This window comes from Stenotrophomonas koreensis, assembly GCF_001431525.1.
In the GTDB taxonomy this organism is placed as follows: domain Bacteria; phylum Pseudomonadota; class Gammaproteobacteria; order Xanthomonadales; family Xanthomonadaceae; genus Stenotrophomonas; species Stenotrophomonas koreensis.
This window is the reverse complement of sequence record NZ_LDJH01000006.1, coordinates 261,400-277,905: the sequence shown is the minus strand read 5'-3', so window position 1 is coordinate 277,905 and position 16,506 is coordinate 261,400. Positions and strand designations below refer to the sequence as shown.

13 protein-coding genes and 3 tRNA genes are annotated in these 16,506 nt (G+C 62.4%); all 16 read right to left on the bottom strand.

Features of this window, described 5'->3' with window-relative positions:
- Window positions 1-136: 136 nt before the first annotated feature.
- Window positions 137-2,248, bottom strand: a complete 2,112-nt coding sequence (pnp, locus tag ABB25_RS03765) for a polyribonucleotide nucleotidyltransferase (RefSeq protein ID WP_057663918.1) — start codon at window positions 2,246-2,248, stop codon at window positions 137-139.
- A 148-nt stretch (window positions 2,249-2,396) separates the two neighbouring features.
- Window positions 2,397-2,657 carry a 30S ribosomal protein S15 gene (rpsO, locus tag ABB25_RS03760; protein ID WP_057663912.1) on the bottom strand — a complete coding sequence of 87 codons (261 nt, stop codon included), beginning with the start codon at window positions 2,655-2,657 and terminating at the stop codon, window positions 2,397-2,399.
- Window positions 2,658-2,829: 172 nt separating this feature from the next.
- A complete protein-coding gene (truB, locus tag ABB25_RS03755; RefSeq protein ID WP_057663909.1) occupies window positions 2,830-3,741 on the bottom strand; it encodes a tRNA pseudouridine(55) synthase TruB in 912 nt (303 codons plus the stop codon).
- 77 nt (window positions 3,742-3,818) lie between these two features.
- The gene (gene rbfA, locus ABB25_RS03750; RefSeq protein ID WP_057663905.1) at window positions 3,819-4,223 is read right to left on the bottom strand and encodes a 30S ribosome-binding factor RbfA; all 405 of its coding nucleotides are present in this window, start codon (window positions 4,221-4,223) and stop codon (window positions 3,819-3,821) included.
- Between the two features lie 54 nt (window positions 4,224-4,277).
- Window positions 4,278-6,959: a translation initiation factor IF-2 gene (infB, locus tag ABB25_RS03745; protein ID WP_057663903.1), complete on the bottom strand. Its 2,682-nt coding sequence runs from the start codon at window positions 6,957-6,959 to the stop codon at window positions 4,278-4,280.
- A gap of 96 nt (window positions 6,960-7,055) precedes the next feature.
- Entirely contained in the window at window positions 7,056-8,561 is a 1,506-nt protein-coding gene (gene nusA, locus ABB25_RS03740; protein WP_057663900.1) for a transcription termination factor NusA, read from the bottom strand.
- 7 nt (window positions 8,562-8,568) lie between these two features.
- Window positions 8,569-9,162, bottom strand: a complete 594-nt coding sequence (rimP, locus tag ABB25_RS03735) for a ribosome maturation factor RimP (protein ID WP_057663897.1) — start codon at window positions 9,160-9,162, stop codon at window positions 8,569-8,571.
- Window positions 9,163-9,338: 176 nt separating this feature from the next.
- Window positions 9,339-9,415, bottom strand: a tRNA-Met gene (locus ABB25_RS03730).
- A 62-nt stretch (window positions 9,416-9,477) separates the two neighbouring features.
- Window positions 9,478-9,554 (bottom strand) — tRNA-Met (locus ABB25_RS03725).
- 55 nt (window positions 9,555-9,609) lie between these two features.
- Window positions 9,610-9,686, bottom strand: a tRNA-Met gene (locus tag ABB25_RS03720).
- Window positions 9,687-9,877: 191 nt separating this feature from the next.
- On the bottom strand, window positions 9,878-11,338 hold the full coding sequence (gene nuoN / locus ABB25_RS03715; RefSeq protein ID WP_057664459.1) for an NADH-quinone oxidoreductase subunit NuoN: 1,461 nt from the start codon (window positions 11,336-11,338) through the stop codon (window positions 9,878-9,880).
- 36 nt (window positions 11,339-11,374) lie between these two features.
- Window positions 11,375-12,883, bottom strand: coding sequence for an NADH-quinone oxidoreductase subunit M (locus ABB25_RS03710; protein ID WP_057664458.1), 1,509 nt, complete (start codon window positions 12,881-12,883; stop codon window positions 11,375-11,377).
- Between the two features lie 19 nt (window positions 12,884-12,902).
- Window positions 12,903-15,038: an NADH-quinone oxidoreductase subunit L gene (gene nuoL / locus ABB25_RS03705; RefSeq protein WP_057663894.1), complete on the bottom strand. Its 2,136-nt coding sequence runs from the start codon at window positions 15,036-15,038 to the stop codon at window positions 12,903-12,905.
- A gap of 7 nt (window positions 15,039-15,045) precedes the next feature.
- Entirely contained in the window at window positions 15,046-15,351 is a 306-nt protein-coding gene (gene nuoK / locus ABB25_RS03700; protein ID WP_057663891.1) for an NADH-quinone oxidoreductase subunit NuoK, read from the bottom strand.
- Window positions 15,348-16,004, bottom strand: coding sequence for an NADH-quinone oxidoreductase subunit J (locus ABB25_RS03695; protein WP_057663888.1), 657 nt, complete (start codon window positions 16,002-16,004; stop codon window positions 15,348-15,350). Before ABB25_RS03695 ends, nuoK begins: the two co-directional genes overlap by 4 nt.
- 11 nt (window positions 16,005-16,015) lie before the next feature.
- Complete coding sequence (gene nuoI, locus ABB25_RS03690) at window positions 16,016-16,504, bottom strand: NADH-quinone oxidoreductase subunit NuoI (protein ID WP_057663886.1); 489 nt, start codon at window positions 16,502-16,504, stop codon at window positions 16,016-16,018.
- Window positions 16,505-16,506: the final 2 nt, after the last annotated feature.

Here is a 16,506-nt window from a genome sequence, read left to right as displayed (position 1 = left end):
TCAAACCAATCCAGCCTGCAGCTGCCGCGCCAGCGCTGCCAGCAGGTTATCCCGCCGCTGTGGTTGGGGTTATGCCGCAGGCAACAAAAAAGCGGGCCTTGCGGCCCGCTTTTTCAGGTCATGAACGGACAGCGCCTTATTCGGCGGCCGCCACGTCCTCACCTTCGGTCACGGCCTTCATCGACAGGCGGATACGGCCCTGCTTGTCCACTTCCAGCACCTTGACCTTGACCACATCGCCTTCCTTGAGCACGTCGGAGACCTTCTCGACGCGATCGGAGGAAATCTGCGAGACGTGGACCAGACCGTCCTTGCCCGGCAGGATGGTGACGAACGCACCGAAGTCCATGATCTTGGCGATCTTGCCTTCGTAGATACGACCCGGCTCGACGTCCGAGGTGATCTGCTCGATGCGACGCTTGGCTTCCTGGGCCGCGGCATTGTTCACCGAAGCAATGGTGATGGTGCCGTCGTCCTGGATGTCGATCTGGGTGCCGGTTTCCTTGGTAATGGCCTGGATCACCGAGCCGCCCTTGCCGATCACTTCGCGGATCTTGTCCGGGTGGATCTTGATGGTCAGCAGGCGCGGGGCGTAATCGGAGAGCTCCTCGCGCGGCGCGGTCAGCGCACTGGCCATTTCGCCCAGGATGTGCAGACGGCCGCCCTTGGCCTGCTCCAACGCCTGCTTCATGATCTCTTCGGTGATGCCTTCGATCTTGATATCCATCTGCAGTGCAGAGATACCTTCGGAGGTGCCAGCCACCTTGAAGTCCATGTCGCCCAGGTGGTCTTCGTCACCCAGGATGTCGGACAGCACGACGAACTTGTCGCCTTCCTTGACCAGGCCCATGGCGATACCGGCCACCGGCGCCTTCACCGGCACGCCGGCGTCCATCAGGGCCAGCGAGGAACCACAGACCGAGGCCATCGACGAGGAGCCGTTGGATTCGGTGATTTCCGACACCACACGAATGGTGTACGGGAATTCCTCGATGGTCGGCATCACCGCCAGCACGCCGCGCTTGGCCAGACGGCCGTGGCCGATCTCGCGACGCTTCGGCGCACCGAAACGGCCGCACTCACCCACCGAGTACGGAGGGAAGTTGTAGTGAAACAGGAAGTTTTCCTTGTACTCACCGGAAACGGCGTCGATGACCTGGCCGTCACGGGCGGTGCCCAGGGTGGTGACCACGATGGCCTGGGTCTCACCACGGGTGAACAGCGCCGAGCCGTGGGTACGCGGCAGCACGCCGGCCTTGACGGTGATCGGGCGCACGGTATCCAGCGCACGGCCGTCGATGCGGACCTTGGTGTCCAGCACGGCGTTACGCATGGTCGAATATTCCAGCTCGCCAAACTCGTTGGACAGCTCGGCGCTGCTCCAACCCTCGCTTTCGGCGCGGCCGGCCAGCGCTTCCATCACGTCCTTCTTGATGGCGGCAATGGCGTCACGGCGCTGCAGCTTGTCACGGATCTGGAAGGCTTCGGCCAGCTTGCCGCCGACCGCTTCCTGCAGCGCGCTGATCAGCGCGGTGTTCTTGGCCGGCGCTTCCCAGCTGCTCGGCTTGGTGCCGGCTTCAACGGTCAACTCGTTGATCGCGTTGATGACCTTCTGCATTTCGCGATGGCCGAAGGTCACTGCGCCGAGCATCACTTCCTCGCTCAGCAGGGCCGCTTCGGATTCCACCATCAGCACCGCATTGGCGGTACCGGCGACCACCAGCTCAAGCTGGGAGTCCTTCAATTCGGTAACGGTCGGGTTGAGGATGTACTGGCCATCCTTGTAACCGACCTTGGCGGCGCCGATCGGACCCTTGAACGGGGTGCCGGCCAGCGACAGGGCCGCCGAGGCGCCGATCAGGGCCGGGATGTCCCCGTCCACGTCCGGGTTCATCGACATCACCGTGGCAATGATCTGGACTTCGTTCTTGTAGCCTTCCGGGAACAGCGGACGGATCGGACGGTCGATCAGGCGGGAGATCAGGGTCTCCTTTTCCGTTGCACGGCCTTCACGCTTGAAGAAGCCACCCGGGATACGGCCACCGGCGTAGAACTTTTCCTGGTAGTCCACGGTCAGCGGGAAGAAGTCCTGGCCTTCGCGCGCGCTCTTGGCGGCGACGGCAGTGACCAGCAGCACCGTGTCGTCCATCTTGACGATGACCGAACCGCTGGCCTGACGGGCGACTTCGCCGGTTTCAAGCGTGACGGTGTGCTTGCCGTACTGGAAGGTTTTGGTGATTTTTGCCACGAGGGGTGTCCTTTCGGAATGCTTTCTTCAGTTGGGCCGCTGGCAACCCATGCCACCAACGGTTTGCCGGGAGGATCCGGCACTTGTACAGAACAGCTACAGCCAAAAACAAACCGCGGCGCATCGCTGCGCCGCGGTGGGAAACTGATTAACGGCGCAGGCCGAGCTTTTCGATCAGAGCCTTGTAGCGACCGATTTCCTTGGACTTCAGGTAGTCCAGCAGGCTGCGGCGACGGTTGACCAGCTGCAGCAGGCCACGACGGCTGTGGTGATCCTTCTTGTGGACCTTGAAGTGTTCGGTCAGCTGCTCGATGCGAGCAGTCAACAAGGCAACCTGCACTTCCGGCGAACCGGTGTCGGCAGCGCTGCGCTTGTTTTCTTCAATGACCTTCTGGGTGTCGATCGACATGATTGCTTCTCTAAAGATGCGAGGCCGGCAGAAGCGTCCTTGTTGACGCAACCACACATGCCCGCCGGTTTGGATGGGATTGACCCGGTCGGCATGGAGCCAACAAGGCCGCCAAATTGTACTGGCAGCCGGAGTCAGCGACAAGGCAGCTGATGCACTGCAGCGAAGTCATTCAGCCATTGAAGCGACGCTGCGATGCCAGCAGCCCTTCGGCATCGACCTGCCCCAGACCGATTGCACGCCCGGACGGGTCAAACACGGCATTCAACCCCGCGGCCCAATCCGGGTTGCGCAGGCGCTGGCCCAGGTTGAAACGCTGGGCCTGGCTGTCATCCAGGTCGATCCGTGCAAAATGGGCCAGCCCCTGCCCCACCGGCAGCAGGCATGCCTCCAGCGCCGCCTCGCCGCCCTGCGCCAGGATCTCGCGCAGTTGTTCCAGGCTGTACATCTTCGGGGCATCAAATGGCGTAACCCAGAGCCGGCGCAGCGCGGTGATGTGCGCGCCGCAGCCGAGTACCTCGCCCAAATCCCGCGCGATCGAACGGATGTAGGTGCCCGAGCCGCAGACAATGCGCAGGCGCAGGCGATCACCGTCCAGCGACAGCAGCTCGATCGCCTCCACCTGCACCTGGCGTACCGGCGCCTGGATGTCATCGCCACGACGTGCCTTGACATACAGCGGCTCGCCGCCCTGCTTGAGTGCCGAGTAGATCGGCGCCCGCTGCTCGATCAAGCCGATGAAACCGCGCAATGCCTGTTCGACCTGTGACCGCTCCAGCGCCGGCACCGGGCGGGTACGCAGCACCTGGCCATCGGCATCGTCGGTATCGGTGGTGCTGCCCAGGGCAACTTCCGCCTCGTAGGCCTTGGCCGAGCCCAGCAACAGGCCGGCGATCTTGGTGGCTTCGCCAAAGCACAGTGGCAACAGGCCGGTGGCCAGCGGATCCAGCGCACCGGTGTGGCCGCCCTTTTCGGCACGCAACAGGCGCCGGGCCACCTGCAGCGCGTTGTTGGAACTCAATCCCTGTGGCTTGTCCAGCAGCAGGATGCCGTCCAGACGGCGGAAGGTAATCTTTTCACGCATGGCTGATACACAAAAAAATACGGACGGCCTGACAGCCGCCCGTGGTCGATGACAGGCCCTTGCGGCCAGCTCGCAGATCAGCGCGACGGATTTTCTTCGTCTTCAGCGCCGTCATCGGCAGCCGGCTGATCACCCTGCAACTCAGGCAGGTCACGCAACAGGTTGTAGATACGCTCGCCGTGATCCAGCGACTGGTCGTAATGGAAATGCAGCTCCGGCACATGCCGCAGCTTCATGGCCCGGGCCAGCTCCATGCGGATTTCGCGCGCCATCGCACGCAACCCCTTGACCGCCTCTTCCGAACGTTCGGGCATCAGCGCGGTGACAAACACCTTGGCATGGGCCAGGTCACGGCTGATTTCCACATCCGAGACGCTGACCGACGGCAAGCCGGTTTCGCGTACGGCGTCGTGCACGAGGGTACCCAGTTCACGGCGCAGCTGGGCAGCCACGCGGTCGGTACGGTGAAAACTTTTCGGCATAGATGCCTCCGTCAATCCTGTCCAGGCCCGGGTATCCCGGGCCTGGCGCATACGTTACAGCTTGCGGGCGACTTCGATACGCTCGAAGCACTCGATCTGATCACCCGGCTTGACGTCGTTGTAAGCCTTCACGCCGATACCGCATTCGGTGCCGTTGCGGACTTCATCGACGTTCTCCTTGAAGCGACGCAGCGATTCCAGCTCACCCTCGAACACCACCACCGAATCACGCAGCACGCGGATCGGCTTGGAACGCTTGACCACGCCCTCGATGACCATGCAGCCGGCAACCGCGCCGAACTTGGAGGAACGGAACACGTCGCGGACCTGGGCGATACCGATGATTTCCTCGCGGATCTCCACACCCAGCAGACCGGAGGCCACCTGCTTCACCTGGTCGATCACGTCATAGATGATCGAGAAGTAGCGCAGGTCAACACCGTTGGATTCGATGATCTTGCGCGCAGCCGCATCGGCACGCACATTGAAGCCGATCACCGTCGCCTTGGCAGCAACGGCCGAATTGGCGTCCGACTCGGTAATGCCACCGACGCCGGAGCGGATCACGTCGATGCGGATTTCCTCATTGGACAGGGCCACCAGCGCCTGGCTCAGTGCCTGCACCGAACCCTGCACGTCGGCCTTGATCACCAGGTTCAACACCTGCTGGCCTTCACCCTTGCCCAGCTGCGCCATGATGTCTTCCATGCGGCTGCCGGCCGAAGCCACCAGACGCGACTCACGGCGCTTGATCTCACGCTGCTGCGCCACTTCCTTGGCCAGGCGCTCGTCCTCGACCACGACGAAGTCATCGCCGGCATCGGGCACGCCGGACAGACCCAGCACCTGGACCGGAATCGACGGGCCAGCCTCATCGGGCTGTGCACCAGTTTCATCGAACAGGGCACGCACACGGCCGTACTGCACGCCACAGACCAGGTAGTCACCCTTCTTCAGGGTACCGGCCTGGACCAGCACGGTAGCCACCGGACCACGGCCCTTGTCCAGCGAGGACTCGATGACCACACCCGAGGCACGGCCTTCGGTCACGGCCTTCAATTCCAGCACTTCGGCCTGCAGGCTGATCGCATCGAGCAGGTCATCGATACCCTGGCCGGTCTTGGCCGAGATCTCGATCATCTGTACGTCGCCACCGAACTCCTCGGCCACGACCTGCTCGGTGAGCAGCTCGCTCTTGACCCGCATCGGGTCAGCCGAAGACTTGTCGATCTTGTTGATGGCCACCACGATCGGCGCGTTGGCCGCACGGGCGTGCTGGATCGCCTCCTTGGTCTGCGGCATCACACCGTCATCGGCGGCTACCACGATCACGACCACGTCGGTGAGCTTGGCACCACGGGCACGCATCGAGGTAAACGCGGCGTGGCCCGGGGTATCGAGGAAGCTGATCACGCCCTTCGGCGTCTGCACATGGTAGGCGCCGATGTGCTGGGTAATGCCGCCGGCTTCGCCGGTGGCGATCTTGGTGCGGCGGATGTAATCCAGCAGCGAGGTCTTGCCATGGTCGACGTGGCCCATGATGGTCACCACCGGCGGACGCGGCGTGGCTTCGCCCTGGTCGGTATCCACCAGCGCCAGCAATGCGTCTTCGGCATCGTCACTGGAAGCACGTACCGCCTTGTGGCCCAGCTCTTCGGTAACCAGCGCAGCGGTGTCATGGTCGATGGACTGGTTGATGGTCGCCATCACGCCCATCTTGAACAGCGCCTTGACCACTTCGCCGCCCTTCAGGGCCAGCTTCTGTGCCAGGTCGGCCACGGTGATGGTTTCACCAATGGCAACCTCACGCACCACCGGCGCGGTCGGGCGCTCGAAGCCGTGCGGACCACTATTGCTGTTGTTGCTGCTGCGGTTGTCAAAACCACGACGTCCGGCCGGGCCCTTGGCACCCGGGCGACCACGGCCCGGCGCATTGCTGGAGGGGCCGCGACGGTTGCGGTCAGCGGCCGACAGATGCAGCTGGCCGCCAAAGCGACTGCCGGCATCGTCACGACCACCGCGCCCGGAACGGTTGCGGTCATCGGCACCGGCAGCACCGCCGGCAGGCTTGCGGGCCGGGGCAGCTGCCGGAGCAGGTGCCGACGGACGTGCGGCACGTGCCGGCGGCGAGGCCTCGCGACTGGCCGCCAGAGCAGGTGCCGGCGCCGACACAGGGGCCGGCGCACGCGCAGCCTCTTCGGCAGCCGCCTGGGCAGCACGCTTTTCGTCTTCCACCCGCTGCCTGGCCGCTTCGGCTTCAGCACGCTCGCGCTCACGCGCCTCGTCACGCATGCGGTCCTTCTCGGCCAGCATGCGCTGCTCTTCCAGATTACGCTGACGCGATTCTTCCAGCTTGCGCAGGATGTCGGCGCGCTCTTCGGCCGGGGTCATCTTGGCGCTGCCCCCCGGGCTCCTGGGGATGCTGCGCTTCTGGCGGACTTCCACATTGACGGTGGTCTTGCCACGGCCGCCCTTGTTGCTGTCCACGGTGACTTCCTGGACCTTGCGGCGCGCCAGGGTAATCTTCTTGGCAGCACCGGCATCAGCGCTGGGCGCTTCTTCGGTCTTGCCATGGCTGCGGCGCAGGAAACCCAGCAGCTTGACCTTCTCGGCGGATGTCACCACCTGGTCAGGGCCACTGAATTTCATGCCGGCGTTGGCCAGCTGCTCAAGCAAGGTGTCCACTGGCGTATTGACCAGTTCGGCTAGCTTGCGGATGGTAGTTTGCTGCGACATTGAGATCCTATGATCGTTCTTGCGCCCCCCTCACACTAGCGGAGAGGGGCGCGAATTCTACGCCCTGGGCGGACCAGGGGCGGGGTCATCGCTGGCTCATTGGCCGCGCTCCAGGCGGGCGATCTCCTCGGCACGAGCGGCCAGGATCAGCGCCGCGGCGCGCTCCTGGTCCATGCCCTCGATGCCAAATTCGAGGATCTCGTCGGCCGCCAGGTCCGACAGGTCCTCACTGGTGCGAATACCGTTTGCCGCAAGGGCAAAGGCAGTCGCCTCATCCATGCCTTCGACAGCCAGCAAGTCCGCTGCCGGCGCGTCATCAGCCTCTTCCACCGCAAGGGCATCATTGAGCAGGGCATCACGTGCACGTGCACGCAGCTCTTCAACGATGTCCTCATCAAAGCCGTCCACTGCCAGCAGTTCGCCGACCGGGACATAGGCCACTTCCTCCACCGTGCCGAAGCCCTCGCCCACCAGGATGGCGGCAATTTCCTCGTCCACTTCCAGCTTGTCCATGAACAGCTGACGGGCAGTGGCCTGCTCGGCCTCGCTCTTGGCCTGGACCTGTTCGGAGGTCATCACGTTGAGCTGCCAGCCAGTCAGACGGCTGGCCAGGCGCACGTTCTGCCCACCCTTGCCGATTGCCTGGGCCAGACGATCCTCGGCCACCGCCAGGTCCATCGAATGACGGTCTTCATCGACGATGATCGACTGCACTTCGGCCGGCGCCATCGCGTTGATGACGAAGTTTGCCGGGTTCTCGTTCCACAGCACGATATCCACGCGCTCGCCATTGAGCTCGTTGGATACCGCCTGCACACGCGAACCACGCATGCCGATGCAGGCACCGATCGGATCGGTACGCGGGTCATTGGTGAGCACGGCAATCTTGGCGCGGTCACCCGGATCACGGGCACAGGCCTTGATCTCGACCAGCCCCTGGCCCACTTCCGGCACTTCCAGCTTGAACAGCTCGATCATGAATTCCGGTGCGGCACGGCTGATGAACAGCTGCGGGCCACGCGGCTCGGAACGCACTTCGGCCAGGTAGCCGCGGACGCGGTCACCGGCACGCAGCACGTCGCGCGGGATGCCCTTGTCCTTGGCAATGAAGCCCTCGGCATTGCCACCCAGGTCAACATACACATTGCCGCGTTCAACACGCTTGACCACACCGGTGATCAGCTCGCCAACACGGTCGATCCAGGCATCCACCACCTGCTGGCGCTCGGCTTCGCGCACCCGCTGCACGATCACCTGCTTGGCAGCCTGGGCGGCGATACGGCCGAAATCGGGGTTGTCGATCGGCTCTTCGATGTAGTCGCCGACCTGCGCGCCTTCGGACTCCTCAATGGCGTCCATCAGGCGGATCTGACGATCCGGCGACTCCATCACGACATCGTCGGCCACCACTTCCCAGCGGCGGAAGGTCTGATAGCTGCCATCCTTGTGGTCGATGGTCACTCGCGCCAGCACGTCCTGGTCGGGATAGCGCTTCTTGGCCGCCGAAGCCAGCGCAGCTTCGATGGCATCAAAAATCACTTCACGCGGCACACCTTTTTCATTGGCGACCGCATCCACGACCAGCAAAAGTTCCTTGCTCATTGTTGGCTTACTCCGCGCGCGGCTTCTTGGCCGCCGACTGGTTGGATGGTTTCTTGGTGGCCTTGTCGGCGTTTTTCGGCGCCGGGCCCTTCGGCTTGGATGGAGCCAGGCCCAGAGCGGCCCAGTCCGGAATGATGCGGGCTTTGTCGATGTTATCGAAACTGACCACAAACGGTGCGTTGTCCACGCCGAAGGTCACTTCGTTGCGCTGTTCATCGACAGACAGGATTTCACCCTGCAAACGGCGACGACCATTGCTGGCCAGCTTCAACGTGACCTTGGCCGACTCGCCCTGGTGACGCTGGTAGTGCTGCAGGGTGAACAACGGCCGGTCCAACCCTGGCGAGGACACTTCCAGGGTGTAGTTGACGCTGATCGGGTCTTCAACATCCAGCTGCGCCGACACCTCACGACTCACGCGCTCACAGTCATCAATATCCACTTCACCGCGCTTCTCCAGCAGCGACTGCGGCACATCGATGTACAGCCGCAGGGTCGCGCCGCCCGGTGCAGTCAGGTATTCCACGCCCAGCAGTTCCAGCTCCAGCGCCTGTACGGTGGGAGCCAGCAGGTTGGCGATTTCAGTTGCCTTGTCGCTCACGGCTTGCCTTGATAATTCTTGGTAGAGGCGCCACGCAGGTGACCTGCCGGCGCCAGAAAACGAAAAAGGGCCCTCTGGGCCCTTATCCGGTACAACTCCGGTAATACTGGATTCCGGTATCAAGGGCACAGACCCTTGGAGCCCAGCATGACCGCGCATGGAAATGCGTTGTCAACTGGTAGCGGGAGCAGGATTTGAACCTGCGACCTTCGGGTTATGAGCCCGACGAGCTGCCAGACTGCTCCATCCCGCAACAGAAGTTGCACATGATGCGACAGGAAAGAGAAAAACTCAAGCCTTGCCACAACATCAAGCTGGTAGCGGGGGCAGGATTTGAACCTGCGACCTTCGGGTTATGAGCCCGACGAGCTGCCAGACTGCTCCACCCCGCAACAGAACTTGTCAGTGAGCAACAGGCAACCACTTGAACCTGCCGTCACTTGGACCTGGTAGCGGGGGCAGGATTTGAACCTGCGACCTTCGGGTTATGAGCCCGACGAGCTGCCAGACTGCTCCACCCCGCAACAGAATCTCTCAACGGACCACCCGGAGCGCAAGCACTGACCGATGAATCCCAAGCAATCCCAGCCCTGGCAGGCCGATGTTGCTTGCCACCCCGTTTCCGGATGTGGCGCAGGATGCGCTTGACAACGACACCCTGCGTTTACTGTGGGGAGGATATTACACCAACTTAACGCTTCAGGGAAGCCCTAAATCACGCCAGATGGGCAAAGGCCTGCTGACACCATGCCATGATCGGGTTGAAGGCCACTGCCAGTACCAGCAAGGCCAGTGCATTGACTCCGAGCAGGATGCCGACCACCCGGTCGTCATTGGCAGGCGGCGCTTCGCCGACCGGCTCGTCAAAGTACATGACCTTGATCACGCGCAGGTAGTAGAACGCACCCACTACCGAAGCAATCACGCCAAGGATGGCCAGCCACAGCAGACCACCGTTGACCGCGGCACTGAGCACGAACATCTTGGAGAAGAAGCCCAGCAACGGCGGCACACCGGCCAGGGAGGCCATGATGCACAGCACCAGGCCAGCCAGCCATGGGTTGCGCGCATTCAGCCCCTTGAAATCGTCGATCGATTCGGCCTCGAAGCCCTTGCGCGAGAGCACGATGATCGCGCCGAAAGCCGCGGTGGACATCAGCGCATAGGTAATGCCGTAGAACATCGCCGCGGCATAGCCATCCTGGCCACCACCGGCAATGCCCATCAGCAGGAAACCGATGTGCGAGACGGTGGAGAAGGCCAGCATGCGCTTGAGGTTGCTCTGCGCCAGGGCCATCAGGTTGCCGATCACCAGCGACAGTGCCGCCAGTACCGCCAGCATCAGCTGCAGCTGTTCGGCCAGCGGACCCACGCCCTGCTCGAGCAGGCGGTAGGCCATGCCGAACGCCGCCAGCTTGGGCGCCGAGCTGATGAACATCGCAATCGGTGCCGGCGCGCCCTGGTAAACGTCAGGCAGCCACATGTGGAACGGCGCTGCACCCAGCTTGAAGGCCACACCGGCAATCATGAACACCGCGCCGGTCAACAGCAGCACGCCCTCCTCGGAGGTGGCAATGGCGGCACTGAGATCAGACAGATCCAGCGTACCGGTGGCGCCGTAGATCAGCGACATGCCATAGAGCAGCAGACCCGAGGCCAGCGAACCGAGGATGAAGTACTTCATCGCTGCCTCGGAGGCCAGGCCATTTTCGCGGTTGGAGGCCACCAGCGCATAGGACGACAGCGCCAGCAGTTCCAGCCCCAGATAGACCATCAGCAGGTTGCCGGCCGAGACCAGCACCATCATGCCGGCCGTGGCAAACAGGATCAGCACCGCGATCTCGCCCTGGAACAGGTTGCGCTCGCGCAGGTAGCTGAAGCCGTAGACCAGGGTCATCCCGGTGACCAGCACGATCACCACCTTCATCACGTCGGCAGCGGTATCACGGACGAACATGCCGTTGAGCACCTCGCCCTGCCCGCCCACACCGGTGGCGAGCATGAACAGGACCGCGGCCAGCACCAGCACCGACAGCAAGTGGGTCCACACCTTGTTGCGGTTGCTGATGAACAGGTCAGCGATCATCAAAGCGAAGGCGCCACCAATCAACACCAGCTCGGGAGCGAGCGGCGCCAGATCAGCAACGGACATCGGCGGTAGGGTCGGCGTTGTCATCATCAAATCCTGAAATCAATTCACTTGTCGGGCCGATCAAGGCAGCTTGCTGGTGGCAATCTGCATCGCCAGCTGAGCGATGGACGGCTCCATCAGGTCAGTCAACGGCTTCGGATACAGGCCCACGGCCAGCGTGAAGAAAGCGAACACACCCAATACCAGCCATTCACGTCCGTTGATGTCCTTCAGCTCGGCAACATGGCTGTTGGCCACTTCACCGAAGAAGATGCGCTTGTACAGCCACAGCGTGTAGCCGGCGCTGACGATCAGCGTGGTTGCCGCCACAAACGCAACCAGCGGGTTGTACTGGAAGCTGGCCAGCACAATCATGAACTCGCCGACGAAACCACTGGTACCGGGCAGGCCCGAGTTGGCCATGTAGAACAGCATCGCGAACACGGCAAACCACGGCATCACATTGGCCACACCGCCGTAATCGGCAATGCGGCGGGTATGCATGCGGTCATACAGGACGCCGATACAGGTGAACATCGCGCCGGAAACAAAACCGTGGCTGATCATCTGCACCATCGCACCCTGCAGCGCCAGACGGGCCGCATCCAGGTTGCCGCCCTCACGCACAAGGTGCAGCACGATGAAGATGCCCAGGGTGACAAAGCCCATGTGCGCGATCGAGGAATACGCCACCAGCTTTTTCATGTCGTCCTGGACCAGGGCGACCAGGCCGATGTAAACCACGGCGATCAGCGACAGTGCAATCACCAGCCATGCCCATTCCTGCGAAGCATCCGGAACGATCGGCAGGTTGAAGCGCAGGAAGCCGTAACCACCGATCTTCAGCGCGATGGCGGCCAGGATCACCGAACCGGCAGTCGGAGCCTCCACGTGCGCATCCGGCAGCCAGGTGTGCACAGGGAACATCGGCACCTTGACCGCGAAGGCGATCAGGAAGGCAAAGAAGATCCAGGTCTGTTCCTGTGCGCTCAGCGGCAACGCATACAGATCGGCCAGCTGGAAGCTGCCACCCTTGATGTACAGGTAGACCAGGGCCACCAGCATCAGCACCGAGCCGAGGAAGGTGTACAGGAAGAACTTCATCGCCGCGTAGATGCGACGCGGGCCGCCCCAGACACCGATGATCAGGAACATTGGGATCAGCATGGCCTCGAAGAACACGTAGAACAGCATCGCGTCAGTTGCCGCGAAGATGCCCACGGTCACGCCTTCCAGGATCAGGAAGGCGGCCACGTACTGGTTGACCCGCTTGCTGATCACACCCCAGGCACCGATCAGGGCGAGCAGGCCGACCAAGGTGGTCAGCAGCACCAGAGCGATGGCGATGCCATCCACCCCCAGGTTGTAGCCGATGTCGAAGGCCGGGATCCAGGCACGCTGTTCAATGAACTGCAGGCCCGGGTTGGCAGCATCAAAGCCGGTGAGCAGGCCGAGGCTGAGCACGAAGGTCAGCGCGGCAACGCCGATCGAGGCCCAGCGCGCCGCCTGGGCATTGCGCAGGGCAAGGATCAGGCCGCCGCCAATGATCGGCAGCCAGATGAGGACACTGAGAAGGGGCCAATTGGACACGTCAGTCATTTCCATCTTGTCAGCGCCAGTAATGCATCAGCAGGCCCAGCAGGGCAATCAGGCCGATGATCATCGCGAACGCGTAGTGGTACAGGTAGCCGGACTGGGTACGGCGCAGCAGGTTGGAGAACAGTTCGACCAGCTTGGCCGAGCCATTGACCATCACGCCATCGACCAGACCGGTGTCCACGGCACGGGAAGCCTTGCCCAGCTTGATGCTGCCGCCGGCGAAACCATCGATCCACAGCTTGTCAAAGCCGTACTTGTTTTCCAGCAGGGAAACCACCGGGGCGAAGGTCTTGCGCGCGGCGGTGGCCAGCTCCGGCTTGGCGATATACATCACCCAGGCCAGCGCAAAGCCTGCCAGGGTCAACCAGAAGGCCGGCATCATCATGCCGTGAATGGCGTAGTTGACCGCACCGTGCCAGAACTCGGCACCGACCTTGGCCACGGTGTCGCGGGCCGGATCGGCGAAGTCGACGATACCGGTGAAGAAGCCCATGACCTGGCCCGGAATCAGCGATGCCGGCGCATGGCCCTGCCAGTCGGTACCGAACAACATCGGACCGGCGGTGAAGAAACCGATGAAGATCGACGGGATCGCCAACAGCATCAGCGGCAGGGTCACAACCCACGGCGACTCGTGCGGCTCATGCGCGCCATGATGACCGTGGTCGTCGTGCTGGGCGTCATGGCCATGGTCGTCGTGCTGGTTGTCGCGGAAACGCTCCTTGCCGTAGAAGGTCAGGAACAACAGGCGGAAGCTGTAGAACGAGGTGACGATCACGCCGCCCAGCACGGCCCAGTAGCCGTAGGTGGCCACCCAGGAAGCGCCATCGGCGTGGGCATTGAGCGCCGCAGCCTCGATGATGGTGTCCTTGGAGTAGAAGCCGGAGAAGAACGGCGTACCGACCAGGGCCAGGGTACCGATCCACATGCCGATGAAGGTCAGCGGCATGTACTTGCGCAGGCCGCCCATCTTGAACATGTTCTGCTCATGGTGCATGCCGATGATCACCGAGCCGGCACCCAGGAACAGCAGGGCCTTGAAGAAGGCGTGGGTCATCAGGTGGAACACGGCTGCCGAATAGGCCGACACACCCAGCGCGACGGTCATGTAGCCCAGCTGCGACAGCGTCGAGTAGGCCACCACGCGCTTGATGTCGCTCTGCACGATGCCGATCAGGCCGGTGAAGAAGGCGGTGGTCGCACCGATGAACAGCACGAATTCCAGTGCGGTCGGGCTGAGCTCGAACAGCGGCGACATGCGGGTGACCATGAAGATGCCGGCGGTCACCATCGTCGCGGCGTGGATCAACGCCGAAATCGGGGTCGGGCCTTCCATCGAGTCCGGCAGCCAGACATGCAGCGGCACCTGGGCCGACTTGCCCATCGCACCGACGAACAGGCACACGCAGATGGTGGTGATCAGCGACCACTCACCGATCGCCGCCATGATCGTGCCGCCCTCGGCCAGCGACGGCCACACATGCTTGAGCTGTGCCAGGGTGAGACCAGCCTCACCTGCACGGGCGAAGGCGGTGCCGTAGTCCAGGGTGCCGAAAGCCAGCAGCACGCCGGCAATGCCGAGCAGGAAGCCGAAGTCACCAACGCGGTTGACCAGGAACGCCTTCAGGTTGGCAAACACCGCGGTCGGGCGCTTGAACCAGAAACCGATCAGCAGGTAGGACACCAGACCCACCGCTTCCCAACCGAAGAACAGCTGCAGGAAGTTGTTGCTCATCACCAGGGTGAGCATGGAGAAGGTGAACAGCGAGATGTAGCTGAAGAAACGCTGGTAACCCGGGTCTTCTTCCATGTAGCCGATGGTGTAGATGTGCACCAGCAGCGACACGAAGGTGACCACGACCATCATCATCGCGGTCAGCTTGTCGACCATGAAGCCGACGTGGGCGGCATAGTTGCCGACCTGGAAGAAGGTGTAGACGTTCTCGTTGAACGGGCTCGCACCGCCCCACAGCAGTTGGTAGAAGGTGTAAATGGACAGGGCGCAGCTGAGCATCACGCCACCGATGGTGACGTACTGCGCACCGCGGCGCCCGACCTGGCGACCGAACAGGCCGGCAATAATGCTGCCGAACAGTGGTGCCAGCACCACTGCGATCAACAGACTCTTGGAGAGAGTGATATCCATCTGTGGATCAGCCCTTCAGCGAATCGACATCGGCCACATTGATGCTGCGGCGAGTACGGAACAGGGTTACCAGGATTGCCAGACCAATAGCCGCTTCGGCAGCAGCCACGGTCAGGATGAAGAACACGAACAGTTGACCGCCCGTGTCGCCCAGCTCTCGTGAGAACCCAACGAAATTGATGTTCACCGACAACAGCATCAGCTCGATGGACATCAACAGAACGATGATGTTCTTCCGGTTAAGGAAGATACCGGCCAGCGAGATGCAGAACAGCACTGCACCCAGGCCGAGCATGTGTCCCAACGTGATCATTGCCCACCCTCCTGTGCATCCAGCGGCTTGCGTGCGGTATGCACTTCCGGGGTTTCAACCGCCATCTTGACCATGCGCATGCGATCGCGGGCCTTGACCATGGTCTGCCGGCTTGGGTTCTGGCTCTTGACGCCAGTACGGCGACGCAGGGTCAGCATCACCGCGGCGACCACGGCCACGGTCAGGATGACAGCAGCGAACTCGAACGGCAGCAGGTAGTCGGTGTAGAGACTGCGTGCCAGCCAGGTGATGTTGGATTCATCGGCAGCAATGGCTGCGGCATTGTCCACCGGGAACGGCGTGGCCGAACGGGCCTTGACCCCGATCAGGGCCAGCATCTGCACCAGCATCACCACCGCAACCAGCGCGCCGACCGGCAGGTAGCGCACCCAGCCCTCGCGCAGGTTCTTGGTGTCAATGTCCAGCATCATCACCACGAACAGGAACAGCACCATCACCGCACCCACGTAGACCAGCACCAGGGTCACGCCGAGGAACTCAGCGCCTACCAGCAACCAGGTACAGGCCACCGAGAAGAAGGTCAGGATGAGGAACAACACCGAATACACCGGGTTGCGCACGCTGATCACCGCCAGGGCCGCGGCACCGGCCACGCTGGCGAAGATCCAGAAAAGAATATTTACCCAATCCATGTTTCCTGACCTCAACGGTAAGCAGCGTCAGCGGCACGGCGTTCGGCGATTTCGTTCTCGAAACGATCGCCGATAGCCAGCAGCTTGGACTTGGTGAGGATGTTCTGGCCACGCTTTTCGAAGTGGTATTCCATGATGTGGGTCTCCACGATCGAATCGACCGGGCAGGACTCCTCACAGAAACCACAGAAAATGCACTTGAACAGATCGATTTCGTAGCGGGTGGTACGGCGGGTGCCGTCTTCGCGCTTGGCCGAATCAATGGTGATGGCCAGCGCCGGGCAGACCGCCTCGCACAGCTTGCAGGCAATGCAGCGCTCTTCCCCGTTGGGGTAGCGGCGCAGTGCATGCAGGCCGCGGAACCGCGGCGACTGCGGGAACTTTTCCATCGGGTACATCAGCGTGTACTTCGGCTTGAAGGTGTACTTCAGCGTCAGCCACAGGCCGCCGAGGAGCTCCAGCAGCAACAGGCTTTTGAAGTAATGAGTTACCTGATTCATCC